Consider the following 12,298-nt stretch of genomic DNA (forward strand, 5'->3'; position numbering starts at 1 on the left):
ACACATGAGCTGCGGAAAAATGGAAGAAGTCCGTCAAAAACAGAAAAAACTGATGGAGGACGTTATTCATGGATGAAAAAAGGGAGTATATCATTGGGCGCAACAGCGTACGTGAGGCGATCCGCAGCGGAGAGCAGATCGACAAGGTTTTTTTTCAGCAGGGACTTGCAGACGGCAGCATACGCGAGCTTTTGATGCTGGCGCGGCAGGGCAAGCTTGTAATCGTAGAGGTGCCGCGCGCCAAGCTCGACGAGCTGTGCGCCGGCATGGGCGCGGAAGGGCGCATTGGCAACCATCAGGGTGTGGTGGCGCAGATTCCCGCATTTGCATACAGTGAAATGGACGACGTTTTTGCACTGGCGGAAGAACGCGGCGAGCCGCCGTTCATCGTCATTCTTGACAGCGTACAGGATCCGCACAACTTAGGCGCGGTCTTAAGGAGCGCGGAAGCGCTGGGCGCACATGGTGTTGTCATCGGAAAACGGCGTGCGGCGCTGCTAACAGCGGCGGCATTCAAGGTGTCGTGCGGCGCGGCGCAATATATACCGGTCGTGAAAGTGACAAACGTAAACCACACCATCGAAGACCTGAAAAAGAAGAATGTGTGGACTGCCGCGGCAGATATGGACGGACAGCCACTTGCAAAAACGAATTTGAAGGGCGCGTATGCGCTGGTGATCGGCGGCGAATCCGAAGGGGTCGCGCGGCTGACAAAGGAACTATGTGATATTGTTGTAAAGATCGAGATGCCTGGACGGACCACGTCCCTCAACGCAGCATGCGCGGCGAGCATACTGATGTATGAAAAGCGCCGCCAGGATATGGCAGGAAAATAAGGAGACAGGTTTTTGTTAAACGAAGAACGGCCGGATGAAAACGAATTAAATGACGAAAAAACGCAGCGTAAAGAGGTGCAATACCTGTATCAGGGGCTGGAGGAGTACTCTTTGCTGAGCGACGAGGAAGCGGTATTAAGAGCAGACGACGATCCCGCGGCGCTCGAATATATTCTGCATAAATATAAGAACTTTGTGCGCTCTAAGGCGCGCTCTTATTTTTTGATCGGCGCGGATAAGGAAGACATCGTGCAGGAAGGCATGATCGGTCTTTACAAGGCGGTGCGTGATTATGATGTGGAAAAAAAGGCGTCTTTTCGAGCGTTTGCAGAGCTGTGCATCACACGGCAGATTATTACCGCCATCAAAACGGCGACGCGCCAAAAGCATAAACCGCTGAATTCTTATGTGTCGCTCAATAAGCCTGTGTATGACGAGGAATCCGAGCGTACGCTGGTGGATCTGATCGCTGCGACGAAGATCACGAACCCGGAAGACATCGTCATCGATAAGGAAGACTACGCAAATATAGAAGAAGAGATCACAAAGATGCTCTCAGAGCTCGAGCAGCAGGTGTTGGGGTACTACCTGCAGGGGCTGTCGTACCAGCAGATCGCAAAAATCATGGACAGGCACGAAAAATCCATAGATAATGCGCTGCAAAGAGCAAAGGGAAAGATAGACCGTTTTCTTGAGCAGACAAGGGAGCAAACTTGACAAAATGCGGAATTTCTATATAATAGATGTCATGTAAAAAGTGGAAATTTGTGCGCTTATAAGGCGCATATCAGGAGGATAGAAGGAATGGCGAATGAGGATGTAGTACTCACGCACCAAGGGGTAAAAGAACTGGAAGAAAAGCTCGAATACTTGAAAACGGTACGGCGTTTAGAGATCGCGGAAGAGATCAAGACAGCACGTGCGTTCGGCGACCTTTCAGAGAACGCGGAATATGACGAAGCGAAAAACGAGCAGGCAAAGATCGAGGGCGAGATCATCATGCTCGAAAAAATGCTCAGGAACGCTACAGTCGTCGATCAGGACGACGTAGACGTACAGCGCGTCAATGTCGGTACGACGGTCAAGGTGCTCGATAAGGAATTCGACGAAGAGATCGAATACATGATCGTAGGCTCGGCAGAAGCAGATATGACGCAAAACAAAATATCGAACGAATCTCCGGTTGGCCGTGCGCTGCTTGGCAAAAAAGTAGGCAATACGGTCAAGGTAGAAACGCCGGGAGGCGTTGTGAAGCTTAAGATTCTCGATATTCACAGGTAAAAGGAGCATAACATGGCAGAGCAGGAACAAAACACGCAACAGGAGCTGTCTGAAATATTGCGCGTGCGCCGCGAAAAGCTGCAGGCGCTAAAGGATGAGGGACGTGATCCTTACGAGGTCACGGTCTTTGAAAAGACGCATTCCTCGGAGGACATCTTAAATCATTTTGATGCGCTCGAAGGACAGGAAGTGTCGATAGCGGGCAGAATCATCTCCAAACGCGTGATGGGCAAGGCGAGCTTCTCCCATATCATGGATGGTCGCGGCAAGATACAGGTCTATGCACGCAGAGACGTGATGGGGGACGAGCCGTATGCGGAATATAAGAAGTTCGATATCGGCGATATCGTAGGCGTCACAGGCGAGGTATTCAAAACCAACGCTGGCGAGATTTCCGTAAAATCCCATACAATAAAGCTGCTCTCCAAATCACTTTTGCCCTTGCCGGAAAAATGGCATGGCTTAAAGGATACGGATTTACGCTATCGTCAGCGCTATGTTGACCTGATCGTGAATCCCGAAGCCAAGAGCGTATTTTACGCACGTTCCAAGATCATCAAGGGAATCCGTGATTTTCTTGACGGCAGGGGATATATTGAAGTGGAAACGCCGGTGCTGCAGACGAGCGCGGGCGGTGCTGCTGCACGGCCGTTTGTCACGTACCACAATACGCTCGATATCGATATGTATTTGCGCATCGCGACGGAGCTGCACCTAAAGCGTCTCATTGTCGGCGGTTTTGAACGCGTATACGAAATCGGACGTATCTTCCGCAACGAGGGGATGGATCCTAAGCACAACCCGGAGTTTACGACGGTGGAGCTTTACGAGGCATATACAGATTATGAAGGTATGATGAACTTGTGCGAGGAGATGGTGCGCTATTGTTCGAGACAGGTGAACGATTCAGATGTGATCACGTATCAGGGGACTGAAATAGACCTTGGGAGCGCGTGGAAGCGGCTCAGCATGAACGAAGCCGTCAAAGAATATGCAGGTGTGGACTTTGCCGCATGCGAAACAGACGAGCAGGCGCGCACACTTGCAAAGCAGGCGGGAATTGGGTTTGAGGGAACGCCTACGCGCGGGATGCTTCTTAACGAGGCGTTCGAACAAAAGGTGGAAGAAAACCTGATCCAGCCGACATTCATTTACGATTATCCGATCGATGTATCGCCGCTCGCCAAGAAGAAGCCGGGCAGCGATTGGCTGACGGAGCGATTTGAATTGTTTATTACGGGACGGGAGATCGCGAACGCGTTTTCAGAGCTTAACGACCCGGACGACCAGCGCGAACGCTTTATGGATCAAGTGAAAAAGCGCGAGCAGGGCGCCGACGAAGCCAACATGATGGATGAGGACTTTGTTACGGCGCTTGAATACGCAATGCCTCCTACGGGCGGCATGGGGATCGGCGTAGACCGTATGGTTATGCTGCTGACGGATTGTTTCAACATCCGCGACGTATTGCTGTTCCCCACGATGAAACCGAAAGAAAGCAAATAATATAAGCTCTGGTGCAATCAGATCGTCAGGAATCGATCGGTTTTGCGAGTGGGAACGCGAAACGAAACAACTTTGAACAAAGGGGGAATACGGGGGAACAGTATGTTCCACCCGTAAAGCAGCGAAGCTGCGTAACCATGTATGGCAAAAGAAAGCGGAATAAAAGCTGCAAAAGGAATCCTTTATGTACTGTCGCGTATCGCCATTGCTGTGGTGGTTATTGTGATTGCAGTCATTGCTTTTTATACCGCGATGCACACGATGAACGTCGAGATGGTGCTAAAGGACGCTTACACAGCGCGTGCGGAAGCAGTGCTGTTTCCGGATAAGGAAAGCAGCAGCGACGAGATATTGAAACGCATGTTTACGGATAACTTTCTTAACAACGATACGAAATTGAACGGCAATGGGTATGATGAATTTGATATTCTGAACTATTACCAGCGGACAGAGGTGGATTCCTTCATTATATGGCCGTGGGAAGATCAGGCCACGGTCAAGGTGACTGATCTGGTGTCAGAGATCACCGGAACGCCGCTCGATATGATTGCGGAAGACGGAACGATCATTTCTGCGGAAGGCGTGTCCAAAAAACCGCCGGAATGGCAAAACGGACAATACGAGGTCAAGCTTTTAAAGAGCGGAAACACGTGGAAGATCGATTCCCAGAAGCTGTTAAAGGAGATCGAGCCGGAGCCGACAGGAACGGTTGCACCGAGCGCGACACCATCGCCAACGGACGAGAGCGCAGGACTGAATACTGAAGAATAAACATACAGGCGCAAGGATATGCGCCTGTTTTTTTGAAAGGGATATATGACGCAAAAAATTTATCTGGCTCCTATGGCGGGCGTTACCGACGCCGCCCTGCGTGAAGTATGCGTTGCGTGCGGCGCGCAGATGACGGTCACTGAAATGGTAAGCGCCAAAGGGCTTGCTTATAAAAACGAACGAACGCATGAGCTTCTTGGACTGAGCGATTTGGAAAAGCAGGCGGTCGTGCAGCTGTTTGGCAGCGAGCCGGACGTGATCGCGCAAACGGGAAGGCAGGTTGAGGCGATGTTTGGCGAACGTTTGTTTGGCATTGACATAAATATGGGCTGTCCCGCACCCAAAATCGTCAGAAATGGCGAGGGACGCGCGTTGATGAATGATCCTGTTCTTGCGGGGCAGATTATTTCCGCGCTCAAAAAAGCGGTCAGCGTCCCTGTGAGCGTAAAGTTCCGTTCGGGGTTTTCGGAAAAGAATAAGACTGCGGTCGATTTTGCTAAAATGGCGGAGGATGCGGGCGCGGACATTCTTGCGGTACACGCAAGGACACGTGAGCAATATTACAGCGGCAAGGCGGACTGGGAGATCATTCGCCGGGTCAAGGAAGCAGTCAATGTCCCGGTGATCGGCAACGGAGACATTTTCTGTGCGCAGGACGCTGCGGATATGATAGAGAGGACAAGCTGCGACGCTGTTATGGTGGCACGCGGCGCACGGGGGAATCCGTTTTTATTTACGCAGATAGCGGAACTTCTGGAAACAGGGAAGGTCAGTACGCAGCCGACTGAGCGCGAACGTATCGATATGTGCCTGCTGCAGGCGCGCATCGCGGTCAAAAACAAAGGTGAGGATTTGGCACTCAGGCAAATGCGCACGCACGCAGCGGATTATATCAAGGGGATACGCGGCGCGTCAAAGATCAGAGAACAGGTTGTACGGGTGGGCACATATGCACAGCTTGAGGCATTGCTGCATGACGGATTAAAAAAGTAGTTGCTTTTAAACGCCCTATGTGCTAATATATTGCTGTTACGTATTCTGAATGGAGGTATCATTATGGAGATTTTGTCTCTTATAATTAAAATAGTGTTGGTGGCTTTCTCGGTCTTTCTGATCGTGGTCGTGCTTCTTCAGTCCGGTGCAAAGACAGGCGTTCCGGGCGCGATCGGCGGCGGTGCAGAGTTGATGGTGGGTAAAAAGAAAGCACGCGGTATGGATGCGATGTTAAAGCGTCTGACAAAGTTCTCGGCTGTTGGCTTCATGATTTTGTCGGTACTGCTGGTCATTATGCAGAAGTACTGGATGTAACAAACAGGAAACACGGAAAGCACCCACATTTCTGGGTGCTTTTTTGATGAAGAAAGGAAATGAATTGGATATACAGTTACAAGAGATGGTTTTAAAAACGATCGAAGATAAAATATACAGTACGCCGGAGGATTTGGCGCAGGAGCTTGCTGTTCCGTTGGAAACACTTATGCCGCTCTTAGGCGAGCTGGAGCAGGAATACCGAATCGCGAAAACGAAGCATGGAAAGTATGCGCTCGCGAGCACGTTGGGGCTTTTCCGCGGGGAGCTCGACTGCAAGCAGGGAGGCTTTGCCTTTCTGCGCACGCCCGATTGGATGGACGATATCTTTGTACCGGCCTCTAAAAAGAACGGTGCGATGAACGGGGAGGATGTGCTCGTCAAGCTTGCAAAGCATCAGGAAGCGGGCAAAAGCATGGAAGGTGCAGTTGTCAAAATATTCTCGCAGCTTCCCATTACGACAGTCGGTACGGTCGATAAGAAAAACAATACGGTATTTGTGGTAAGCGACGACCGTAATGTTGACGATATTTATATCCCGAAGGAAAAGGCCAAGGGGCTGAAAACCGGCCAAAAGGTTGTGGTAGATATCACGCGCCGCGCAGGACATGGAAAAAGCGCCGAGGGTAAAGTGAGCGAAGTGCTGGGCCGTGCGGGAGAAAAGGGTGTGGATATCCTTGCTTATGCACGCAGATTCGGTCTGGTGGCAGAGTTTGACGCAGCATGCAAAAAGCAGGCGCAGGAGCTTACCAAAGAAAAGAAAAAAATTGATGGCAGGCTCGATTTGCGCGACAGGCTGATCTTTACTATAGACGGCAAAGACGCGAAAGACTTAGACGACGCGGTATCGCTTCGGATGCTTGAAAATGGAAATTATGAGCTCGGCGTACATATCGCGGATGTGAGCCATTATGTGCGCGAAAGCACGCCGCTCGACAAAGAGGCATTGAAGCGTGGTACAAGCGTGTACATGGTGGACAGGGTGGTGCCAATGCTTCCAAAGGAGCTTTCCAACGACTTGTGTTCGCTCAACGCGGGAGAAGATAAACTGACACTTTCCTGCATCATGGAGATCGACAGCAAGGGAAAGACTGTTTCGCAGATGATCGAAAACACTGTGATCAGGTCTTCTCACAGGCTGACATACGACGGCGTAAACCGTATCCTTAGAGGGGATACGGATGAAGCGGAGAAGTATGCGGAGATCGTGGAAACACTGAAGCAGATGAACACGCTGGCAAAGCAGCTGCGTGCGCGTAGGTTCGAAAAGGGAAGCATAGACTTCAACATCGACGAAGCGGATATCATTTTGAACGAACAGGGCGTTCCGGTAGATGTACGTGTACGCGAGCGCGGCGAGGCGGAAAAACTGATCGAAGAATTTATGCTGCGCGCAAACATCACGGTAGCGGAGCAGTACTATTATATGGAATTGCCATTTTTGTACCGCATCCACGAACAGCCGGATGCAGACAGGATGAAAGAGCTTGCGGTGTTTCTCGGCAACTTTGGCATCAAGCTAAAAGGGTTCCAGGATATCCATCCGCACGCCATCGAGGAAGTGCTTGAAAAGGTAGAGGGGACGGATGAAGCGGCGATCGTGAACCGTGTGACGCTGCGTGCGTTGAAAAAAGCGAAGTATGCGACAGAACCGGTGTCGCATTTCGGGCTGGCAGCAGACCGTTACTGCCATTTTACATCGCCAATTAGGCGCTATCCGGATTTGCAGGTGCACCGCATCATAAAGACGGTGCTCGACGGACGCATGGACGACGCCTATATCCGTCACTTAAGCAATGTTCTGCCGGAGGTGGCGGCGCAAACAAGCGCGCGTGAGAGAAATGCGATCGAGGCGGAGCGCGCGGTACAGGATCTGAAAATGACGGAATATATGGCACAGTTTGTGGGCAAAGAATTTCCGGCAGTCGTGTCCGGCGTGACGCGTTTTGGTATCTTTGCAGAGCTAGAGAATACGATCGAGGGCATGATCCCCCTCGGAAGTTTGAAGGAAGATTATTACGTTTATTATGAAAAGGAATACTGTGTGATCGGTGAGCGCACTAAAAAGCGTATCACGCTTGGCGATAAGGTCATGATCCGTGTGGTGTCCGCAGATGTTTCCGCAGCGAAAATTGAATTTACGTTTGCCTGAAGTTGGGGTATAATGGGAACAGTATCTGAGAAAAGGAAAGATTTATGAGCGGGGAAAAGCTGCTCGCGCAGAACAAGAAGGCGTGGCACGACTATTTTATAGATGAAAAATACGAAGCGGGCATCGAGCTTGTGGGTACGGAAGTAAAATCGTGCCGCATGGCAAAGGTCAACCTGCGCGATTCGTATGTGCAGGTAAGAGGCGGCGAAGCTTTTGTGAACAAGCTGCACATCAGCCCGTATGAAAAGGGGAATATCTTCAATAGGGATCCTCTAAGAGTACGCAAATTGCTGTTGCACAAGCGCGAAATTGAGAAGCTCCTTGGACTTTCGGCACAGCGGGGGCTTACGCTCATTCCCTTAAAGATGTACCTGAAGCGCGGCAAGGTAAAGCTGGAGGTCGGCGTATGCCGTGGCAAGCATCTTTATGATAAGCGGCAGGACTTGAAAGAAAAAGCGATCAAACGGGATATGGAACGGCGGATGTAGCCGTTTATATATAACAACTGAATATGGGGATGTACTGGTTTCGACGGGGGCATTTGTAAAGGCGATAAGCAAGCCGCAGTTGAGTACTCTGCGTTAAAAAGATTCACCTAAATATAAATGCTAAAACAAACAAAACTGCAGAGGTGGGTTCTCCCGCTCTGCTCGCTGCTTAATTAAATAAGTAGCCTTCTGACCTCTCCTTTCCTGTTTGGGAGAGAATCGGAAGCTAATTAAAAACAGGGTACTACGTTGCCAAAGCTTTGCGGCAATGCAGATTTTATGAAGCTACTTCTTCTTGCATTTTGTGGCTGGGGGGCTTGAAGAAGGAAACAAACAAAAGCCAATAAGCTTGTAGAAGGTCGCCCGGGCAGGCTTTCGGACAGGGGTTCGACTCCCCTCATCTCCACCATTATACGATGAAACCCGCTATATAAGCGGGTTTTGTTTTATATATACACGTTTTTTACACGATTTTGTCTAAGATTTCGACTGCGCGTTCTTCTTCTCTAGGGTATAAGTGGGAATATGTATTCCATGTCATCTCTATTTTTGCGTGCCCCAATCGTCTCGCAATTTCTTGAATATTGATACCGTTATTCGCTAATACGGATACGTGCGAATGCCTGAAATCGTGAATGCGTATTTTTTTAATTCCGGCTTCCTGTGCGTATAGTTTATTGCGGTTTTCAATCGTGGTATCTCTTAGGCACCTCGCACCGCCGCATACCCTAAAATCATTGCAAAATCCCTTCTGCTTTTTCCAACGCTTCTTGTGCTCGTTCAAAATTTTAACAAGAGGGGCGGGGAGTTGTAATATTCTGATTGATGATTTGTTTTTAGGCGGCGTTTCGCGATCTGCGCCTTTCAACTTCTGCGCAATGCTCCGTTTTACGGACAAATGCCCACTTGAAATGTCATTCCATTGTAAGGCGTTTATTTCGCCCTTCCTAAGCCCCGTATAGAACGCAATAGCAAAGAACACATAATAATCCCATTCAGAGAGGAAACCGCCTGATTCGATGTCCTGCGCCTTTTGGCGCGCAACCGCAATATACTTTTTAAATTCTTCTGCGGTATAATAATCCAGTTCCTTTTTTACTTCGATAGAACTCTTAAAGTTTCCGACGCGCAGCAATGGGTTTTTTGATATATATTCCATTTGCACGGCATAATTAAGGAGCGCCCGAAAAGCGGAGTATCTGGATTGTTTTGTGTTAAGAGATATATCTTGCTTTTCAATTTCCTGCTTCCATTGCATTAAAACTTTTGTATTCAACCTATGCAATTTCACATCGCCTAAAAACGGGATCACATTTGAAGCCAATATACGGCTGGCTTTATCGAGCGTGGTTTCTCTTACCTCGTGCTTTTTTACGCGCTTCCATTCTTCAAAAAGCTGTTTTACCGTAACTCTCGCGCCCGGTATTTCGTGCTTGATCTCGCGGCGCAGTCTCGATTCTAAGTCTTTTGCTTCGGTAGACCCGTAAGTAACACGATCGATTTGCTTTGCGCTCCCGGAACTATCAACGTAATTTATGCGTACTCTGTACTTTTGCAGCCCGTCCTTTGTGCCGGGCATTTTATAAATTGGCATAGTGTCCCTTTCTAACCGCGATCTTGATCACGCATTGTATCTTCTTGCGTTTGATAATACCGCGCACGCGCTGCGCCATCCGAGTATAATTTTGCAATGTCCACATCCTTTAACGAAAACCACAACACAAGTGCCCACATCGTAATGTATATAATCGCTGGCAGAACCCGAAAAAATATCTTTTTAAAACTTATGGCTTTTTCCTTCATTGCTTTCTTCTCAAACCTTTTTTGATGTTAAAAGGATTCCAATATATGCAGTATTGCCCTTTGTGCGAAACCTCCCCATATTGCTGGTAGCGAATTGAAAGACCTTTCATAAGCGCGTCTATCGGAATTTCAAGATATTCGGCCAGAGACATAGGAGTATCGTTCCCCTTTTCGTATGCAATGATAAGGTCATCAATTGCCATAATATTATCGATCCAATCGCGATCTGCAAGCAATTCATATTTTTGTCTGACCCATGAAGGGGCATCAAATAAATTTCGCACACAATTATGATGGTGTCCTAGCTCGTGGGCTTTTATGTAATTACGCTGATACGTGCCGCTTACGCATGGATTTATAGCGATGATAGGGTATGGCATATCGTCGGCACTGTAATACATGCCGTCTTGCACACCCGGCATATAAACGTGTTCCTCGAGATACACGCCTTCGTTGTAAATTTGCTGATCCAGTACATCATCTAGCCTTAGCGGAAGCACATCCTCACCCCTTTAAATAATATAGTACATTAAGCGCCTTCACTTTTAGGTACATCAGGGAACTTTAATAAATATCTTCTTCTTTAAAAATGCGAAGTTCTGTAACATGGGTGCAAGTTGTTCTTGTATTCTCCTCAATTACATAGCCTCCATTTCTAGCGCCGTGTAGGACTTCATCCAAGGTATTACGGCGTATTTTGTCGTTATGTTCTGACAACAAAGGCTTAAGGAATAGAAAATATATAAAAACCACAACGGCAACGCTAGCGATCCCATCGATGGAAAAGGAAAGCGCAATTTCTAACCCCGGAAAGATGGCCGTAGTAAACGAGTGAATTCCGACAGCAAACGCCGATATAAAAACCAATATCAATATATAGGCAATAAAAACCTTAGCTTTATTCATATAATACACCCATTTAAATTTATTTTATCCATTAGCTCGCGCTTTCTGTTTTGAGAAGCCTCTATATTTTGCGGTGTCATCGAAATAATCATTTGCAAGGAGCGGATGCTATCAATAGTACTTTTTGCGTCATCTGCGGTAATGTGCCCAGATTTAAGAGCGTGTAACACATCGTTTTCTGTAACGCCGTCTAAATCGCGCTTTGCATTATTTACCATGCTGTTTAAATTTTGTATGGCTTTGTCTACTTGCCGGAGTTCTTGACGCGCCTTCTTGATCTCGGCAGGCTCTTGTGCAAATTTAATAGAGTCTTCGCCATCGTAGAACTCATAAGGTGCTACGATTTCAAACGCTTTGATAATTCGGCTGCACGCATCTAAATAATCGGTTAATACGTATCTTTTGCGGTCAGTAGATCGAGCAAATGTTAAAAATATGTTTTGTATTTGCTGAAATTCATCGTCACTTAGACATGCCTGCGCATCTTCCAAGCTAATAATACAATAGGTGATTTCAGCAAGGGATAAGCGTGCCTTTTTACCACTTCTAATTTTTTGAATATTTTCAACGGCTTGATCTAGGTCTATTGTCGTTTTGTTTTTCATTTCTTATGTTTTGCGCGCAGTGCGTCAATTACCCCGCGCACAGCCTCCTTATCTTCTTCTGACAAGTCCGAAAAATCCACATCGTTTTTAAAATGCGCCGCAGCTACTTCATTGATAGGTGACGGGTTTTCCGTCCTGCCTAGCAGGTAGTCGGTCGATACCTCGAAGTAGTCGGCGATTTTATCTAGCACGTCACCAGACGGGAGATTCCCGCGATCCCTCCAATGAGTATAAGCATTTTTCCCTAAGCCAAGCTCCAGCGACATTTTATGAGCGGAAACGCCCTTTTCTTTTAATAATTCGTTTAATCTTTCTATAAACACAATAACAATCCTTTCTGTTGACATCCCCAATATTGGGGAATATACTATATATTAGAGTACGGACGGAGGAACCGAGGAACAAGCGCGGAGCTACCCGCGCCGACCTCGTCGCATTTATGCCCTGTACGCTTTGCATAATTGGCTATACTGGTATCGCTTAGCCTTTTAAGCGGGTAGTAGCTCACCCGCTGCTTAGAGCGTGCTATGGCTTAGGCAGTTGCGATTCTGCCAAAGAGCTGTTAACGTCCCCATAACTCATAACGAGGCTTTGCATACGGGCTGGTATCGCCTAAGCAAGAGCCGACAGGGCGCGGGGAAC

The 12,298-nt window shown here is 48.1% G+C and carries 14 protein-coding genes and 1 other RNA gene; 10 read left to right on the forward strand and 5 right to left on the reverse strand.

Annotation, left to right across the window (positions count from 1 at the left end):
* Positions 1-68 precede the first annotated feature (68 nt).
* The 10 genes from rlmB (at position 69) to ssrA (ending at position 8,751) form a co-directional block, all read left to right on the forward strand.
* Positions 69-836, forward strand: a complete 768-nt coding sequence (rlmB, locus tag VB081_RS09920; RefSeq protein ID WP_323400663.1) for a 23S rRNA (guanosine(2251)-2'-O)-methyltransferase RlmB — start codon at positions 69-71, stop codon at positions 834-836.
* A gap of 75 nt (positions 837-911) precedes the next feature.
* Complete coding sequence (gene sigH, locus VB081_RS09925; RefSeq protein WP_442872717.1) at positions 912-1,553, forward strand: RNA polymerase sporulation sigma factor SigH; 642 nt, start codon at positions 912-914, stop codon at positions 1,551-1,553.
* 87 nt (positions 1,554-1,640) lie between these two features.
* On the forward strand, positions 1,641-2,117 hold the full coding sequence (gene greA, locus VB081_RS09930) for a transcription elongation factor GreA (RefSeq protein ID WP_323400664.1): 477 nt from the start codon (positions 1,641-1,643) through the stop codon (positions 2,115-2,117).
* 12 nt (positions 2,118-2,129) lie between these two features.
* Complete coding sequence (gene lysS / locus VB081_RS09935; protein ID WP_323400665.1) at positions 2,130-3,623, forward strand: lysine--tRNA ligase; 1,494 nt, start codon at positions 2,130-2,132, stop codon at positions 3,621-3,623.
* Between the two features lie 141 nt (positions 3,624-3,764).
* A complete protein-coding gene (locus tag VB081_RS09940; RefSeq protein WP_323400666.1) occupies positions 3,765-4,394 on the forward strand; it encodes a hypothetical protein in 630 nt (209 codons plus the stop codon).
* Between the two features lie 45 nt (positions 4,395-4,439).
* On the forward strand, positions 4,440-5,387 hold the full coding sequence (gene dusB, locus VB081_RS09945; protein ID WP_323400667.1) for a tRNA dihydrouridine synthase DusB: 948 nt from the start codon (positions 4,440-4,442) through the stop codon (positions 5,385-5,387).
* Positions 5,388-5,450: 63 nt separating this feature from the next.
* Positions 5,451-5,702: a preprotein translocase subunit SecG gene (gene secG, locus VB081_RS09950; RefSeq protein ID WP_323400668.1), complete on the forward strand. Its 252-nt coding sequence runs from the start codon at positions 5,451-5,453 to the stop codon at positions 5,700-5,702.
* Positions 5,703-5,748: 46 nt separating this feature from the next.
* Positions 5,749-7,854 (forward strand): ribonuclease R, encoded by a 2,106-nt coding sequence (gene rnr, locus VB081_RS09955; protein WP_323400669.1) that lies wholly within the window; start codon positions 5,749-5,751, stop codon positions 7,852-7,854.
* Between the two features lie 44 nt (positions 7,855-7,898).
* Positions 7,899-8,342, forward strand: coding sequence for an SsrA-binding protein SmpB (gene smpB / locus VB081_RS09960; protein ID WP_323400670.1), 444 nt, complete (start codon positions 7,899-7,901; stop codon positions 8,340-8,342).
* Between the two features lie 25 nt (positions 8,343-8,367).
* Positions 8,368-8,751: a transfer-messenger RNA gene (gene ssrA, locus VB081_RS09965) on the forward strand.
* A 54-nt stretch (positions 8,752-8,805) separates the two neighbouring features.
* On the opposite strand, the gene VB081_RS09970 is transcribed toward ssrA, so the two are convergent.
* From VB081_RS09970 to VB081_RS09990, 5 genes are all read right to left on the reverse strand, one after another.
* On the reverse strand, positions 8,806-9,936 hold the full coding sequence (locus tag VB081_RS09970; RefSeq protein ID WP_323400671.1) for a site-specific integrase: 1,131 nt from the start codon (positions 9,934-9,936) through the stop codon (positions 8,806-8,808).
* Between the two features lie 205 nt (positions 9,937-10,141).
* Positions 10,142-10,645, reverse strand: a complete 504-nt coding sequence (locus VB081_RS09975) for an ImmA/IrrE family metallo-endopeptidase (RefSeq protein ID WP_323400672.1) — start codon at positions 10,643-10,645, stop codon at positions 10,142-10,144.
* A 64-nt stretch (positions 10,646-10,709) separates the two neighbouring features.
* Complete coding sequence (locus VB081_RS09980) at positions 10,710-11,051, reverse strand: hypothetical protein (RefSeq protein ID WP_323400673.1); 342 nt, start codon at positions 11,049-11,051, stop codon at positions 10,710-10,712.
* Entirely contained in the window at positions 11,048-11,656 is a 609-nt protein-coding gene (locus VB081_RS09985; RefSeq protein WP_323400674.1) for a hypothetical protein, read from the reverse strand. The genes VB081_RS09980 and VB081_RS09985 overlap by 4 nt, the downstream gene beginning before the upstream one ends.
* The gene (locus tag VB081_RS09990; protein ID WP_323400675.1) at positions 11,653-11,979 is read right to left on the reverse strand and encodes a helix-turn-helix domain-containing protein; all 327 of its coding nucleotides are present in this window, start codon (positions 11,977-11,979) and stop codon (positions 11,653-11,655) included. The genes VB081_RS09985 and VB081_RS09990 overlap by 4 nt, the downstream gene beginning before the upstream one ends.
* Between the last annotated feature and the right edge of the window lie 319 nt (positions 11,980-12,298).

Source organism: Christensenella sp. (assembly GCF_034927525.1).
Classification (GTDB): domain Bacteria; phylum Bacillota; class Clostridia; order Christensenellales; family Christensenellaceae; genus Christensenella.